The sequence below is a fragment of the Pseudomonas sp. OV546 genome (assembly GCF_900116845.1).
Taxonomy (GTDB): domain Bacteria; phylum Pseudomonadota; class Gammaproteobacteria; order Pseudomonadales; family Pseudomonadaceae; genus Aquipseudomonas; species Aquipseudomonas petroselini.
Genome location: NZ_FPCE01000004.1, coordinates 200,942 through 215,671, shown reverse-complemented (window position 1 = coordinate 215,671; position 14,730 = coordinate 200,942). Strand labels below are relative to the sequence as shown.

The window sequence follows — 14,730 nt, the reverse complement described above, 5'->3', positions numbered from 1 at the left end:
GCGCAGTATACAGGCTGTTGAGAGGTGGTCAGTGCCCGGCGGTTTTCGAGAACAACTGAATCACTACCACGCCCAGCACAATCAGGCCCATCCCCAGCATCGCCGGAATATCCAGCTTCTGCCCGTAGATAAACAGCGCCGCGATGCTCACCATCACAATGCCCATCCCGGCCCACACCGCGTAGGCCACGCCCACCGGCACCGTGCGCACGACCAGCGTCAGCATCCAGAACGCCACGCCGTAGCCGACGATCACCAGCAGCAGTGGGATCGGCGTGCTCCAGCCCTTGATGGCTTTCATGGAAACGGTGGCGATCACTTCCGAGCAGATGGCAATGGCCAGGTAGCAGTAAGCGGCGTTCATGGGTCAATCCTCGGGGTAATGCAATCAGATAAGGCTGGCATTCTAGCCTTCAATCAGATGGGGTAAAGTCATTACCTATCCGAATTAGAGATGGGTTGAGCCATGAGCGTGCAATGGGATCTGGAGCAGATGCGCCTGTTTGTCAGCGTCGCCGAGCAGCGTTCGTTTTCGGCGGTAGCGCGCCAGCAGCGCAAGGCACAATCGGCGGTCAGTAACGCGATTGCGATGCTGGAGACGGACCTGGGCGTGAGCCTGTTCGAGCGTAGCAGCGGCCGCCAGCCGCGGCTGACCGAAGCCGGCAGCGTGTTGCTGGAGGAGGCGCGCGAAGTGCTGCGCCAGTGCGAGCGGCTCAATGGCCGGGCGCTGTCATTGACACGCGGTGAGGAGGCTTGCCTGCGCCTGGCCCAGGATGAAGCGATGTTGTTCCAGCCGGTGCTCGATAGCCTGGAGGCACTGGCCGTGCAATACCCGTTGCTGGAGGTGCAACTGTCCAGCGCGGCCCAGGGCGATGTGGCGCGCAAACTGGTGGAGCGCCAGGCTGATTTAGGCTTGCTGTTCTATCACGACCAGATCCCCGAAGCCCTCGAGCGGCGGGTGGTCGGCAGCGTGGAGATGGTCACGGTGTGTGGCGTGAATCACCCGCTGGCCAAGGAAACGTACGTGACCTGCCAGCGCCTGGCGCAGTTCCGGCAGTTGCTGATGTCGACCCAGACCAGTGTCTACCCCGGCAGCGAAGCGGCCAGTCCGCTGGTGTGGCGTGCCGACAGTTTCTACGTGCTGGCCGAATGGCTGATGAGTGGCCTGGGCTGGGCCTGGCTGCCCCGGCATATCGTGCAGTACCCGACCTATCAGCAACAGATGGTGGAACTGGACAGCGAATGGACGCCGCCGGCCCTGGTGGTGGAGCTGGTGTGGCGGCGCGACGAGCATCTGGGGCCCGCCGCGCGCTTCCTGGCCAAACGATTTGCCGAGTGCTTGCAGGCGATCGACTGAAAAAGCCGATAAACTCCGCCGCCATGAATAGAACTCTCTACAGCTGTCTGTTTTACCTGGCGCTGCCCTTGGTGGCTTTACGTCTGTGGCTGCGCGCGCGCAAGGCGCCGGCCTACGCCAAGCGCGTTGGCGAGCGCTTCTCCTATGGCTTGCCGGTGATGCAGCCGGGCGGGATCTGGGTGCATGCGGTATCGGTGGGCGAAAGCATCGCTGCCGCGCCGATGGTGCGCGGGTTGCTGGAACGCTATCCGACGTTGCCGATCACCGTTACCTGCATGACGCCGACCGGTTCCGAGCGCATCCAGGCACTGTTTGCCAATGAACCTCGAATTCAGCACTGCTACTTGCCCTATGACTTGCCGTGCGCCGCCAAGCGTTTCCTTGATCGTGTGCAGCCGAAACTGGCGGTGATCATGGAAACCGAGCTGTGGCCCAACCATATCCACGCCTGCGCCCAGCGCGGCATTCCGGTGGCATTGGCGAATGCGCGGTTGTCGGCGCGCTCGGCCAAGGGCTACGCGCGCTTTGCCAAGCTGACGGCGCCGATGCTGTCTGAGATGAGCTTGTTCGCCGTGCAGACGCAGACCGAAGCCCAGCGCTTCCTGAGCCTCGGCGCCCGACCGGAAACCGTTGAAGTCACAGGCTCGATCAAGTTCGACCTGACCATCGACCTCCAGTTACCGGTGCGTGCGGCGGCGTTGCGCGAGCAATGGGGCGCCAGCGAGCGTCCGGTGTGGATCGCCGCCAGCACCCATGAAGGTGAAGATGAAGTGGTGCTGGCCGCCCATCGTCAACTGCTCGAAAGCTATCCTAACGCGCTGCTGATCCTGGTGCCGCGTCACCAGGAACGCTTCGGCCCGATGTTCGAACTGTGTGAGCAGCAAGGTTTTACCACGGTGCGTCGTTCCAGCGGCGAGCCGGTCACGGCGGGCACTTCGGTGTTGCTCGGCGACACCATGGGCGAGCTGCTGTTTCTCTATGCCCTGGCCGACAGCGCCTTTGTCGGCGGCAGCCTGGTGGCGACCGGTGGGCATAACCCGCTGGAGCCGGCCGCGCTGGCCAAGCCTGTGATGATGGGCCCCCACGTGTTCAACTTCCTCGAAATCACCGCAATGATGCGTGAAGCGGGTGCGTTGCGAGAAGTGGAGGACGCTGAAGGATTGGCTGAGGCCGTACGGCAGTTGTTCGAACTGCCGCAGGATGCCCGCAAGATGGCGCAGGCGGGGCTCAACGTGATGCAGGCCAACCAGGGCGCGTTGAGGCGTTTACTGGATGGTTTAGGTCGACTGCTAGCTAACTGAATCACCACCTAACCAAATGTGGGAGGGGGCTTGCCCCCGATGGCGGTAGATCAGTCACCTATACAGTGCCTGACACTCTGCTATCGGGGGCAAGCCCCCTCCCACATGGGTTTGCAGTGGATTCAGTTGGCGGGGCGGGCCTTGAGCTGTTCGGCCGCCGCCTTGGCCAGGTCCGGCGGCAGGAAGTCGCGGTCGGGGTTGTAGTCAGCCTTGAGGTAGCGCGCCAAGTCCTGCAGGTCACCTGGGTTCAAGGTGCCCGCCGCCTGCTTCAAGCGCAGGTTGTCGAGGATGTAGTCATAGCGGCTGTTGTTGTAGTTGCGCACCGATGCGTAGAGCTGGCGTTGGGAATCCAAGACGTCGACGATGTTGCGCGTCCCCACCTGGTAACCGATTTCCGTGGCTTCCACCGCGCTCTGGTTGGAGATGATCGACTGGCGGCGTGCCTGTACCTGTTCCACATCGGTGTTCACCGCACGGTGCAGGTTGCGGGTGTTTTCCACCACCTGGCGGCGCAGGCCTTCGCGCTGTTGCTCGGTCTGGCCCAGGCGCGAGTAGGATTCACGCACTTGTGAACTGGTCAGCCCACCGCTGTAGAGCGGGATGTTCAGGCGCAGGCCGATGGTGCGTTGTTCCACATCGCCGCGATAGGGGGTGCCGAAGGCATTCGGGTTGCTGAAACCAAGGGCGTCGTTATCGCCTTTTTCATATTGCGCCACTGCGTCGAGCGTCGGGGCATGCCCGGCCTTGCGCTGCTTGAGGGTTTCTTCGGCGGCGGTAACGGCGTAGTTGCTGGCGAGCAGGTTAAGGTTCTGGCGGCCGGCGGTTTCAACCCAGGCCTTGGCGTCGTTTGGCAGCGGCGGTAGCACCGGCAGCGTGTGGACGATGCCCTGGATCGAGTTGTACTGGCGGTTGGTCAGGGTGATCAGTGCTTCAAAGGCGTCTTCCACTTGGCGCTGGGCCAGGATCCGATTGGCACGGGCAGTGTCGTAGCTGGCTTGGGATTGCAGCACGTCGGTCTTGTCCGACAGGCCCACGTCAAAGCGCTCGTTGGACTGGTCCAGCTGGCGCTTGAAGGCGTTTTCTTCGGCCTTGGTCGAGGCCAGGTTGTCTTGGGCGCGCAGCACGGCAAAGTAGCTTTCGGCGCTTTGCAGGATCAGGTTTTGTTCCGTGGCCGACAATTGCAGCGCGGCCTGTTCGTTGGTGGCCTCGGCAGCCTGCAACTGGAACCAGCGGTCGGCGCGGAACAGCGGCTGGCTCAAGGTCGCGCGCCAGGAATGCGCATCGCGGTTGGCGGTGGCGGCCGGGGTGTCGATCTGGGTGCGCACGTTGTTTATATCGGCACCGCCCGACAGGTTGGGCAGCAGCCCGGCACGGGCCTGGGGCACCACTTCTTTTTGCGCGCCGTACTGGGCGCGGGCAGCGGCCAGGTCGGCGTTGTTGTCCACCGCTTCCTGGTAGACGCTGACCAAGTCAGTTTTGGCGGACAAGGGCGCTTCAGCTGCCCAGACCATTCCGTTGGTCGCACAAGACACGGCGAGAGCCAGTGAAAGTTTGCGCAGCATGAGGCGATCCCTAGTTTGAATATTACGATTGTAATTTGGCGCTCAAGGCTAAGGCGGCGAACGCCTAGCGTCAAGGGCTTGAGCAGTCACCGAGTGTAGTGGCGCGATCACCACACAACAATCCTGCAAAAGAGCCATTCATCACGCTGAATGCACCGCCATTGGCAATTTCCCCATGGCATGGTCTAGACTGGCCGCGTTCTTGTCGGGGTGCCTTGTTGGAAGGCTGAGATCGGTAAATACCGGATCCCGTTGAACCTGATCAGGTTAGCGCCTGCGTAGGGAACAAGATTTCTCGTCACCCGGCGAGTCCTCTTGTGCTTCGTCCGGGATGCTGTTCGACCATCGAATAGCCCTCGTGCATAGCACAGCACTGGTTTCAGTGCGTCCATCCGTCACAGGTTCGCTCCGACAAAAATCCACCGCCTGGATAGTTGGAGAGCCCGTGATGAGCACAGAAATAAAAAGTACAAAACTGAAAAACACCGTGCACTTGAGTGAATCGGCCAAGGTCGACTCCGGCTCCGTGCAGCCGTTTACCCGCTCGCAAAAAATCTACGTGCAGGGCACTCGCCCGGACATCCGCGTGCCGATGCGCGAAATCAGCCTGGACGTCACGCCTACCGACTTCGGCGGTGAAATCAACGCCCCCGTGGTGGTCTATGACACCTCCGGCCCGTACACCGACCCGAATGTGATCATCGATGTGCGCAAAGGCCTGGGCGATGTGCGCTCGCCGTGGATCGAAGTGCGTGGTGACACCGAGCGCCTGTCCGGCCTCAGCTCGCATTTTGGCCAACAGCGCCTCAGCGACGCCGAACTGACCGCCCTGCGCTTCGCCCACGTGAAAAACCCGCGCCGCGCCAAGGCCGGTGCCAACGTCACGCAGATGCACTACGCACGCAAAGGCATCATCACCGCCGAGATGGAATACGTCGCCATCCGCGAAAACATGAAGCTGGAAGAAGCCCGCGCCAGCGGCCTGCTCGACCAGCAACACGCGGGCCATAGCTTCGGCGCCAGCGTGCCGAAAATCATCACCCCTGAATTTGTGCGCGAAGAAATCGCCCGTGGCCGCGCGATCATCCCGGCCAACATCAACCACACCGAACTGGAACCGATGATCATCGGCCGTAACTTCCTGGTGAAGATCAACGGCAACATCGGCAACAGCGCCCTGGGTTCGTCCATCGAAGAAGAAGTGGCGAAACTCACCTGGGGCATTCGCTGGGGCTCGGACACGGTGATGGACCTGTCCACCGGCAAGCACATCCATGAAACCCGCGAGTGGATCATCCGTAACTCGCCCGTGCCAATCGGCACCGTGCCGATCTACCAGGCCCTGGAAAAAGTCGGCGGCGCCGCCGAGGACCTGACCTGGGAGCTGTTCCGCGACACCCTGATCGAGCAGGCCGAGCAGGGCGTCGACTACTTCACCATCCACGCCGGCGTGCTGTTGCGCTATGTGCCGCTGACCGCCAAGCGCGTCACCGGCATCGTGTCCCGTGGCGGTTCGATCATGGCCAAGTGGTGCCTGGCGCATCACAAAGAGAACTTCACCTACACGCATTTCGACGAAATCTGCGAAATCATGAAGGCTTACGACGTCAGCTTCTCCCTCGGTGACGGCCTGCGCCCTGGCTCGATTGCCGACGCCAACGACGCTGCGCAGTTCGGCGAGCTGGAAACCTTGGGCGAACTGACCAAGATCGCGTGGAAGCACGACGTGCAAACCATGATCGAAGGCCCTGGCCACGTGCCGATGCAGTTGATCAAGGAGAACATGGACAAGCAGCTCGAGTGCTGTGACGAAGCGCCGTTCTACACCCTCGGCCCGCTGACCACCGACATCGCGCCGGGCTACGACCACATCACCTCCGGCATCGGTGCGGCGATGATCGGCTGGTTCGGTTGCGCCATGCTTTGCTACGTCACGCCCAAGGAACACTTGGGCCTGCCGAACAAGGATGACGTGAAGACCGGGATCATCACCTACAAGATCGCTGCCCACGCGGCTGACCTCGCGAAAGGCCATCCGGGCGCGCAGATCCGCGATAACGCCTTGAGCAAGGCACGCTTCGAGTTCCGCTGGGAAGACCAGTTCAACCTCGGCCTGGACCCGGACACCGCGCGTTCGTATCACGATGAAACCCTGCCGAAGGACTCGGCCAAGGTCGCGCATTTCTGCTCGATGTGCGGGCCGAAGTTCTGCTCGATGAAAATCACCCAGGAAGTGCGTGAATACGCGGCCAACCAACGGATTGAAGCGGTGGACGTGGAGGTGGCCAAGGGCTTGGCCGAACAGGCGGAGCGGTTCAAGCAGGAAGGCAGTCAGCTGTACAAAAAGGTCTGACCCTAGACCTGTGGCGAGGGAGCTTGCTCCCGTTGGAGTGCACAGCACTCCCCCTGCCTGCAAGGGTGTTTTTACTGACACGCTTCGGTTGCCGGTTGTGGGGCGGCTTCGCCACCCAGCGGGAGCAAGCTCCCTCGCCACAAGGGCTTACAACAATATTCCTCAGAGATAACCCCCTTGAGCATTCAACCCAGCACCTATTCCCCGGACATCGCGGTTCCCGCTGACAAACGCGTCTTCGGCGCCCGCGACCTGTTCTCCCTATGGTTCTCCCTCGGCATCGGCCTGATGGTCCTGCAGACCGGCGCGTTACTCGCGCCGGGCCTGGGGCTGTCCGGTTCGTTGCTGGCGATTTTGCTTGGTACCCTGGTCGGCGTGCTGCTGCTGGCCGCCGTCGGCGTGATCGGCAGTGATACCGGCCTGTCCGCCATGGCCGCGCTCAAGCTCAGCCTGGGCGCCAAGGGGGCGAGCCTGCCGGCACTGCTCAACCTGCTGCAGCTGATCGGCTGGGGCTCTTTCGAAATCATCGTGATGCGCGACGCGGCCAGTCTGTTGGGCACGCGGGCGTTCAGCGACAGTAGCCTGCTGGCCAGCCCATTGATGTGGACCCTGTTTTTTGGCGGCCTGGCGACCCTCTTGGCGGTCAGCGGTCCACTGACCTTCGTGCGCCAGATCCTGCGCAAATGGGGTATCTGGCTGCTGCTCGCCGCCTGCCTGTGGCTGACCTGGAACCTGTTCGCCAAGGCGGACCTCGCCGCTCTCTGGGCCCAGGCCGGTGACGGTTCGATGCCGTTCGCGGTGGGCTTTGATATCGCCATCGCCATGCCGCTCTCATGGCTGCCGCTGATTGCCGATTACTCACGCTTCGGCACGCGCGCAAAAAGCGTGTTTGGAGGGACGGCGTTGGGCTTCTTTATCGGTAACTTCTGGCTGATGAGCCTGGGCGTGGCCTACACCCTGGCGTTCGCGCCGAGCGGTGAGGTGAATGCGCTATTGCTGGCCTTGGCCGGTGCGGGCCTGGGCATTCCGCTGTTGCTGATCCTATTGGATGAGTCGGAAAACGCCTTTGCCGATATCCACTCGGCGGCGGTGTCCAGCGGGATTCTGTTGCGCTTGAAGGTTGAGCACCTGGCACTGGCCATCGGTGTGATCTGCACCCTGATCGCCTGTTTGGCGCCGTTGGCCCAGTACCAGAACTTCCTGCTGCTGATCGGTTCGGTGTTTGCGCCGCTGTTTGGCGTGGTGTTGGTGGATCACTTCATCTTGCGTCGCCGTGGCCGAGGGGCGATCGCCGCTCTGCGTTGGCCGGCGTTGTTGGCCTGGCTGGGTGGCATCGCGACTTACCACCTGCTGGCCAATCTGTATCCGGACATCGGCGCGACCCTGCCGGCGCTGGTGCTGGCAGGGCTGTTGCAGCTCATCCTGGGGCGCGCCTTCAGCGGCGCGCCGGCACCAGCTCAGGCCTGAGGATGCCATCGAGGCGCGAGTAGGGGATCTGCAACTCGACATGGCCCAGGGCATACGGCGCGATGGTGCTGGTGGGGTACTTGAGGATCACGCCGCCATAGGTCAGCGCCACGTTTGGGGTTTTCTGGAAGGGGTAGGTCTTCACATACTCCGGCTCCAGGCTCAGGCGGGTGCTGATCAGCCAGCTGTTGTGTGCCACTTGGGCGGCTTTCCAGAACGCGTCTTCCTTGCCGGGTAACAGCATATCGGTCAGGGTCAGGGCTTTTTGTTGCTGGCGCGAATAGTTGATGAAGGCACGGCCAGGCTCGCCGTGGGTGGCGCCCTGGTCCAGGTAACTGGACAGCTCGATGATCACCAAGCCGTCATGCTGCTCACGTACCTTGGCCTGCAAGTACATGCTGTTACGCGGGGCGGCGGTGCGCAGGAATTGCTCTCGGTAGGTGTCAAGGCTGGTCGGCAGCGGGTCGTTAGGGCTGGTGCTGGTCATTTCCAGCAGGCGCTGTTCGATCAGCGCATCGAGCTTGGGCTCCTTGGCAAAGTGCACCGTGTCGATATTCACCAGCGGGCAGTCGGCGCTGGCGCAGCCTGGCTTGCTTTGCTCGGTGGCGTCGCGAGTGGCTTCCAGCGGGGTCTTGAAGCCCGGTTGGAACAGGCTCTGGCAAGCGCCGAGGGTCAATGCGATGCAGGCCACGGAGGCGATTTTTAAAAGCGACATGTAAGTCCTTCGTCTATCGATAAGAGCGAAATTTGTGCAGCTTCGACTGCCAGCACGGCAGTCAGTTCGCCACTAAGCTGATTAGAGTGTGTTTGACGCCCGCCGTCTATCCCGGCAACCGGAAAGGGGCTGCGCCAAGGTGCAGGAGCGCGTTAGGATGGCGCCCATTGCGCAGGCTAAACGAGGATGGGACATGACGGACTTTGCAAAATCGACGCCGAGCAAGATCGAGATTGTTCAGCGCGAAAATGCCTACAAGGGCTTCTATAAGCTTGACCGTGTGCAGCTGCGCCACGAGAAATTCGATGGCGACATGAGCCGGGTGATCAATCGGGAAGTCTTCGTTCGTCACGACGCTGTGTGCGTGCTGCCCTACGACCCGCAGCGCGATGAAGTGGTGTTGATCGAGCAGTTTCGCGTCGGCGCCATGGGCCGCACCGACAACCCGTGGCTGGTGGAAATGGTCGCTGGCCTGATCGACAAGGACGAAGAGCCTGAGGAGGTTGCACACCGCGAAGCCGAGGAGGAAGCTGGGCTTACATTCTCCGCGCTGTGGCCGATCACTAAATATTTTCCATCGCCCGGTGGCAGTACTGAATTCGTGCATTTGTACCTGGGCCGTTGCGACAGCTCGGGCGCGGGTGGCGTCCATGGATTGGAAGAAGAAGCTGAAGATATCCGCGTCACCGCATGGGCCTTCGAAGACGCCCTGCAAGCGGTGCGTGACGGCAAAATTTCCAACGCAGCCAGCATTATCGCCCTGCAATGGCTTGCGCTTAATCGCGCGGAAGTGAGGGGGTTATGGCAGTAAAGGCACGGGAACGTTATCGAGTCGACCTGATCGGGCTGCAAGCGGCGTGCGAGGCCAACTATGCGCGGCTGATGCGCTTGCTTCCCGACATGCGCCACGCCCCCGAGGCGCGGCGCATCGGCGTCACCCATGGCGACCAGATGCTCGGCGTGCTGGCCCTGGAAGTCATCGTCAATTGCCCCTACACCACCACCCTGCGCGTGCGCCAGGAACACAGCCTGCCGTGGCTGCCGGTGCCGCAGCTGGAAGTACAGGTGTACCACGATGCGCGGATGGCCGAAGTGATCAGCGCCGAACATGCGCGACGCTTTCGCAGCATCTATCCTTACCCTAACGTGTTCATGCACCAACCCGATGAGAAAGCACAGCTCAATGTGTTCCTCGGTGAATGGTTGAGCCACTGCCTGGCCCTGGGCCATGAGTTCGAAGCTGTGCGGTAGATGTGAACTGCGTCCGCTTCCTGGGTTTCCCCTTTGTGTCCTGCCCCAGCATAATCACGCCAAACGACCCTTTACTGTGATTGCCTTGGGAGAGCGCCTTGCCGAGCGTATCCACTGTGAACCCCGACGGTTCAGCGTTGCTGGTGCAACTGTCCGACAGCCATCTGTTTGCCGAGGGCGACGGCACGTTGCTGGGCATGAACACCCGTGACAGCCTGCAAAGGGTGATTGAGTTGGCGCGCGCGCAGCAGCCGCGGATCGACCTGGTGCTGGCCACGGGGGATCTTTCCCAGGACGGCACACTGGAGTCGTATCAGCAGTTTCGCGATATGACTGCACCCATCGGCGCCCCAACGCGCTGGATTCCTGGTAACCACGATGAGCCGCAGATCATGGCCTATGCTGCCGTGCACAGCGATTTTCTGGAGCCGGTAGTCGATATCGGTCATTGGCGCATCACCCTGCTGGACTCCGCTGTACCCGGTTCGGTGCCCGGTTACCTTCAGGACAGCCAACTGCAACTGCTCGCCCAGGCCCTGAGCGAAGCGCCGAACCTTCACCACCTTGTGTGCTTCCACCATCATCCGGTGTCCATCGGTTGCGCCTGGATGGAGCCGATTGGCCTGCGCAACCCTGAAGCCCTGTTTGCCGTGCTCGATCGTTTCCCCCACGTGCGCGCGGTACTTTGGGGTCACGTGCATCAGGAGATCGATCGCGAGCGTGACGGCGTGCGCCTGCTGGCGTCGCCTTCCACCTGCATCCAGTTCGCGCCGGGCAGCGAGGATTTCAAGGTCAGTGAGCAAGCGCCGGGGTATCGCTGGCTGCGCCTGCATGCCGACGGACGGTTGGAGACGGGGGTGGAGCGCGTCCAAGACTTCGAATTTACCGTGGACTACGGCAGCAACGGCTACTAAAAGCTGTAAACACCGATCAAAAATGTGGGAGGGGGCTTGCTCCCGATAGCGGGGTGTCAGGCAATACATAGGCTGGCTGACCCACCGCTATCGGGAGCAAGCCCCCTCCCACATTGGATCTTCGGTGTATTGAAGGCTGAGGTCATCACACAAGGCTTGGATCCCTGTAAACTGCGCCTCTTTGGCTGAGTCATGGAGAGCCCGGCATGTCCGCTTCGATCCTGTATATCCACGGTTTCAACAGCGCGCCGGCGTCCAACAAGGCCAGCCAGCTGATCACCGTGATGGACAACCTTGGCCTGGCCGAGCAACTGCGCGTACCGGCCCTGCATCACCATCCCCGTCAGGCGATTCCTCAGTTGGAAGCGGCTATCGCCGAACTGGGGCGGCCACTGCTAGTCGGCAGCTCACTCGGCGGCTACTATGCAACCCATCTTGCCGAACGCCATGGCCTCAAGGCGTTGCTGGTGAACCCGGCGGTCAGCCCTCATCGGATGTTCGACGGTTACCTGGGCACCCAGAAGAACCTCTACACCGATGAAACCTGGGAACTGACCCACGACCACGTCACGGCGCTGGCTGAGTTGGAAGTACCGGCTCCCCAGGACGCCGCGCGTTATCAGGTGTGGTTGCAGACCGGCGATGAAACACTGGATTATCGCCTCGCCCAGCAGTATTACCGGGCCTGTGCCTTGCGCATCCAGGCCGGCGGCGACCATGGGTACCAGGGGTTCGCCCAGCAATTACCGGCCATGTTGAGCTTTGCCGGCATTGGCGCAGATCAGTATCAATCCTTCGATTTTTCTTCATTGTAAGAATCGCAGGTCATTATTTAATCGAACGACTCACGACGAGACCCCATGGCCACTCCCAGCGCTAGCTCTTATAACGCCGACGCCATCGAAGTCCTCTCGGGCCTCGACCCGGTGCGCAAACGCCCCGGCATGTACACCGACACCAGTCGGCCGAACCACCTTGCCCAGGAAGTCATCGACAACAGCGTCGACGAAGCTTTGGCCGGGCACGCCAAATCGGTGCATGTCATCCTTCACGCTGACCACTCCCTGGAAGTGTCCGACGATGGTCGCGGCATGCCGGTGGACATTCACCCGGAAGAGGGGGTGTCGGGCGTTGAGCTGATCCTCACCAAGCTGCACGCCGGCGGCAAGTTCTCCAATAAGAACTACCAGTTTTCCGGTGGCTTGCACGGTGTGGGTATTTCCGTGGTCAACGCCCTGTCCAACCACGTGCGGGTCAAGGTCAAGCGCGACGGCAACGAGTACGAGATGACCTTTGCCGATGGCTATAAAGCCACCGACCTGCAGGTGATCGGCACCGTTGGCAAGCGCAATACCGGCACCAGCGTGTACTTTGCCCCGGACCCGAAATACTTCGATTCACCGAAATTCTCCATCAGCCGCCTCAAGCACGTGCTCAAGGCCAAGGCCGTGCTGTGCCCGGGCCTGCTGGTGACCTTTGAAGACAAAGGCACGAACGAGAAGGTCGAGTGGCACTACGAAGACGGCCTGCGCTCCTACCTGGAAGACTCCGTCAGCGATTTTGAACGCCTGCCCAACGAGCCGTTCTGCGGCAGCCTGGCCGGTAATAAAGAAGCAGTCGACTGGGCGCTGCTGTGGTTGCCGGAAGGCGGCGACAGCGTGCAGGAAAGCTACGTCAACCTGATCCCTACCGCCCAGGGGGGCACCCACGTCAACGGTTTGCGCCAAGGTTTGCTGGATGCCATGCGCGAATTCTGCGAATACCGCAGCCTCTTGCCGCGTGGCGTGAAGCTGGCGCCGGAAGACGTGTGGGAGCGCATTGCGTTCGTGCTGTCGATGAAAATGCAGGAGCCGCAGTTCTCTGGCCAGACCAAAGAGCGCCTGTCGTCCCGTGAGGCGGCGGCGTTTGTTTCCGGTGTGGTCAAGGATGCTTTCAGCCTGTGGCTCAACGAGCACCCGGAATTGGGCCTGGCCCTGGCCGAGCTGGCGATCAACAACGCCGGCCGTCGTTTGAAAGCCAGCAAGAAGGTCGAGCGCAAGCGCATCACCCAGGGCCCGGCGCTGCCCGGCAAGCTGGCTGATTGCGCCGGGCAGGACCCGATGCGCTCCGAGCTGTTTCTGGTGGAAGGTGATTCCGCCGGCGGTTCCGCCAAACAAGCGCGGGACAAAGAATTCCAGGCGATCCTGCCGTTGCGCGGCAAGATCCTCAATACCTGGGAAGTCGACGGCAGCGAAGTCCTGGCCAGCCAGGAAGTGCACAACATCGCCGTGGCCATTGGCGTTGATCCAGGCGCGGCGGACATGAGTCAGCTGCGTTACGGAAAAATCTGCATCCTCGCCGACGCCGACTCCGACGGCCTGCACATCGCCACCTTGTTGTGCGCGCTGTTCGTCCAGCATTTCCGCCCGTTGGTGGATGCCGGTCACGTCTACGTCGCGATGCCGCCGCTGTACCGCATCGACCTGGGCAAAGAGATTTTCTACGCCCTGGACGAGGCCGAGCGTGACGGCATTCTCGACCGCCTGGTGGCCGAGAAAAAACGCGGCAAGCCACAGGTCACGCGATTCAAAGGCCTGGGTGAAATGAACCCGCCGCAACTGCGCGAAACCACCATGGACCCGAACACCCGGCGCCTGGTGCAGTTGACCCTGGATGACTTCGCCGCCACCTCGGAAATGATGGACATGTTGCTGGCGAAGAAACGCGCGCCGGACCGCAAGTCCTGGCTGGAATCCAAAGGCAACCTGGCTGAGGTTCTGGGCTGATGCGCACAGGTTTCGCCCTGGCGATCCTGATAGTGAGCGGGCTGGTGACCACCCACGTGGTTGCCGCGCCCGTGGCTGAGCTCAAGCTGGTGTCCGAACACCCGGTGGACGGCATGCGCGGCGGAAACCTGTCGGGCCTGGCGCTGTGTGGCCAGGCATTGTGGACAGTCTCCGACCGTGATGACGACCAGATCTACCGCCTGGATATCAGCGCGCCGACCTGGCAAGCCGAAACGGTCAAGATCGACGTGCCGCCGGTGCCGGAGTCCGGGCTGCCTTGGGGCTTGCGTTCGCGCACCAAAGCCGCCTCGTTGATTCGCGGTGGCGACCTGGATTTCGAAGGCATCACCTGTGACGCCGCCGGTAACCGCTACATCGTCAGCGAAGCCCATGCGGCGGTGCTGCAAGTGCCGGTGACCGGTGCGCCGCAGTGGTTGAAGATTGCCCCGAGCATGGTCAGGGAGGCCCGGGCGAGCGGCATGTTGCTGCACTTCAACGCGTTGTTTGAAGGCCTGGCGATCAACCCCGAAGGCAATCAGATGTGGTTGGCGGCCGAGCGTGAGCGACGCGGACTGATTTCGATCAAGCGTCCGCAAAGCCTGTGGGACTGTGACGGTCCGTGTGTGTTGTTGAGCGAGGCCGGCCAGGAAGTGCAGCCGGCCAAGTTCCCCAATGCCAAGGCGGTGTCCAAGGACTTCGCCGACCTGGCGCTGTTCAACGGCAAGCTGTTCACCCTTGAGCGCAATGCGTTCCAGATATGCCGGCGCGATGCGGCCACGGCCAAGGTCGAACTGTGCTGGTCGTTTGCCGATGAGACGTTGACGCCCGAACGGCGTTACCCCCAAGCCTATGGCCTGGCCGAAGCCCTGGTGGTGGATGCCGAGGGTGCCTGGCTGGGTATCGACAATAATTTCGGCGCGCGCGCCGATGGTGAAAAACGCCCCGTGGTCTATCGTTTCGCCGCCCCTGCCGGCGGCTGGAGCGCCCAGCCATGAGCCCCGCTTTTTTTGAATTGACCCGGCGCAGCGGCAGTTCCGCTGCGCCT

Annotated in this window: 13 protein-coding genes and 1 riboswitch; of the genes, 10 read left to right on the top strand and 3 right to left on the bottom strand. The window is 61.9% G+C overall.

Features of this window, described 5'->3' with window-relative positions; genetic code table 11:
- Nucleotides 1-28: 28 nt before the first annotated feature.
- Nucleotides 29-364, bottom strand: a complete 336-nt coding sequence (locus tag BM403_RS11410) for a DMT family transporter (RefSeq protein ID WP_012721885.1) — start codon at nucleotides 362-364, stop codon at nucleotides 29-31.
- A gap of 102 nt (nucleotides 365-466) precedes the next feature.
- Between BM403_RS11410 and BM403_RS11405 the strand changes: the two genes are divergently transcribed.
- Together BM403_RS11405 and waaA are read left to right on the top strand one after the other, a co-directional pair.
- Nucleotides 467-1,357, top strand: a complete 891-nt coding sequence (locus BM403_RS11405) for a LysR family transcriptional regulator (protein WP_012721886.1) — start codon at nucleotides 467-469, stop codon at nucleotides 1,355-1,357.
- A gap of 23 nt (nucleotides 1,358-1,380) precedes the next feature.
- The gene (gene waaA, locus BM403_RS11400; protein ID WP_012721887.1) at nucleotides 1,381-2,658 is read left to right on the top strand and encodes a lipid IV(A) 3-deoxy-D-manno-octulosonic acid transferase; all 1,278 of its coding nucleotides are present in this window, start codon (nucleotides 1,381-1,383) and stop codon (nucleotides 2,656-2,658) included.
- A gap of 122 nt (nucleotides 2,659-2,780) precedes the next feature.
- On the opposite strand, the gene BM403_RS11395 is transcribed toward waaA, so the two are convergent.
- Nucleotides 2,781-4,220, bottom strand: coding sequence for a TolC family outer membrane protein (locus BM403_RS11395; RefSeq protein WP_012721888.1), 1,440 nt, complete (start codon nucleotides 4,218-4,220; stop codon nucleotides 2,781-2,783).
- A gap of 196 nt (nucleotides 4,221-4,416) precedes the next feature.
- Nucleotides 4,417-4,522: riboswitch (TPP riboswitch) on the top strand.
- 146 nt (nucleotides 4,523-4,668) lie between these two features.
- Between BM403_RS11395 and thiC the strand changes: the two genes are divergently transcribed.
- Complete coding sequence (thiC, locus tag BM403_RS11390) at nucleotides 4,669-6,573, top strand: phosphomethylpyrimidine synthase ThiC (RefSeq protein ID WP_012721889.1); 1,905 nt, start codon at nucleotides 4,669-4,671, stop codon at nucleotides 6,571-6,573.
- A gap of 177 nt (nucleotides 6,574-6,750) precedes the next feature.
- Nucleotides 6,751-8,040 (top strand): putative hydroxymethylpyrimidine transporter CytX, encoded by a 1,290-nt coding sequence (cytX, locus tag BM403_RS11385; RefSeq protein WP_093542835.1) that lies wholly within the window; start codon nucleotides 6,751-6,753, stop codon nucleotides 8,038-8,040.
- Here the strand turns inward: cytX and BM403_RS11380 are convergent.
- Nucleotides 8,009-8,755, bottom strand: coding sequence for an RsiV family protein (locus BM403_RS11380; RefSeq protein WP_093542832.1), 747 nt, complete (start codon nucleotides 8,753-8,755; stop codon nucleotides 8,009-8,011). The genes cytX and BM403_RS11380 overlap by 32 nt on opposite strands.
- 193 nt (nucleotides 8,756-8,948) lie before the next feature.
- Here BM403_RS11380 and BM403_RS11375 point away from each other — a divergent pair, with 193 nt between their 5' ends.
- From BM403_RS11375 to BM403_RS11350, 6 genes are all read left to right on the top strand, one after another.
- Nucleotides 8,949-9,566, top strand: coding sequence for an NUDIX domain-containing protein (locus BM403_RS11375; protein ID WP_012721892.1), 618 nt, complete (start codon nucleotides 8,949-8,951; stop codon nucleotides 9,564-9,566).
- Nucleotides 9,557-10,006 (top strand): DUF1249 domain-containing protein, encoded by a 450-nt coding sequence (locus tag BM403_RS11370; RefSeq protein ID WP_012721893.1) that lies wholly within the window; start codon nucleotides 9,557-9,559, stop codon nucleotides 10,004-10,006. Before BM403_RS11375 ends, BM403_RS11370 begins: the two co-directional genes overlap by 10 nt.
- Nucleotides 10,007-10,104: 98 nt before the next feature.
- Nucleotides 10,105-10,920: a 3',5'-cyclic-AMP phosphodiesterase gene (cpdA, locus tag BM403_RS11365; protein ID WP_093542830.1), complete on the top strand. Its 816-nt coding sequence runs from the start codon at nucleotides 10,105-10,107 to the stop codon at nucleotides 10,918-10,920.
- A gap of 206 nt (nucleotides 10,921-11,126) precedes the next feature.
- A complete protein-coding gene (locus tag BM403_RS11360) occupies nucleotides 11,127-11,735 on the top strand; it encodes a YqiA/YcfP family alpha/beta fold hydrolase (RefSeq protein ID WP_064053993.1) in 609 nt (202 codons plus the stop codon).
- A gap of 45 nt (nucleotides 11,736-11,780) precedes the next feature.
- Nucleotides 11,781-13,685: a DNA topoisomerase IV subunit B gene (parE, locus tag BM403_RS11355; RefSeq protein ID WP_046033920.1), complete on the top strand. Its 1,905-nt coding sequence runs from the start codon at nucleotides 11,781-11,783 to the stop codon at nucleotides 13,683-13,685.
- Nucleotides 13,685-14,680 carry an esterase-like activity of phytase family protein gene (locus BM403_RS11350; RefSeq protein ID WP_012721897.1) on the top strand — a complete coding sequence of 332 codons (996 nt, stop codon included), beginning with the start codon at nucleotides 13,685-13,687 and terminating at the stop codon, nucleotides 14,678-14,680. Before parE ends, BM403_RS11350 begins: the two co-directional genes overlap by 1 nt.
- Nucleotides 14,681-14,730: the final 50 nt, after the last annotated feature.

What these genes read in the sequence shown, in the direction of transcription:
- BM403_RS11410 (WP_012721885.1), bottom strand. Translation starts at nt 364, where the DNA reads ATGAACGCCGCTTACTGCTACCTGGCCATTGCCATCTGCTCGGAAGTG.
- BM403_RS11405 (WP_012721886.1), top strand. Translation starts at nt 467, where the DNA reads ATGAGCGTGCAATGGGATCTGGAGCAGATGCGCCTGTTTGTCAGCGTC.
- waaA (WP_012721887.1), top strand. Translation starts at nt 1,381, where the DNA reads ATGAATAGAACTCTCTACAGCTGTCTGTTTTACCTGGCGCTGCCCTTG.
- BM403_RS11395 (WP_012721888.1), bottom strand. Translation starts at nt 4,220, where the DNA reads ATGCTGCGCAAACTTTCACTGGCTCTCGCCGTGTCTTGTGCGACCAAC.
- thiC (WP_012721889.1), top strand. Translation starts at nt 4,669, where the DNA reads ATGAGCACAGAAATAAAAAGTACAAAACTGAAAAACACCGTGCACTTG.
- BM403_RS11380 (WP_093542832.1), bottom strand. Translation starts at nt 8,755, where the DNA reads ATGTCGCTTTTAAAAATCGCCTCCGTGGCCTGCATCGCATTGACCCTC.
- BM403_RS11375 (WP_012721892.1), top strand. Translation starts at nt 8,949, where the DNA reads ATGACGGACTTTGCAAAATCGACGCCGAGCAAGATCGAGATTGTTCAG.
- BM403_RS11370 (WP_012721893.1), top strand. Translation starts at nt 9,557, where the DNA reads ATGGCAGTAAAGGCACGGGAACGTTATCGAGTCGACCTGATCGGGCTG.
- BM403_RS11360 (WP_064053993.1), top strand. Translation starts at nt 11,127, where the DNA reads ATGTCCGCTTCGATCCTGTATATCCACGGTTTCAACAGCGCGCCGGCG.
- parE (WP_046033920.1), top strand. Translation starts at nt 11,781, where the DNA reads ATGGCCACTCCCAGCGCTAGCTCTTATAACGCCGACGCCATCGAAGTC.
- BM403_RS11350 (WP_012721897.1), top strand. Translation starts at nt 13,685, where the DNA reads ATGCGCACAGGTTTCGCCCTGGCGATCCTGATAGTGAGCGGGCTGGTG.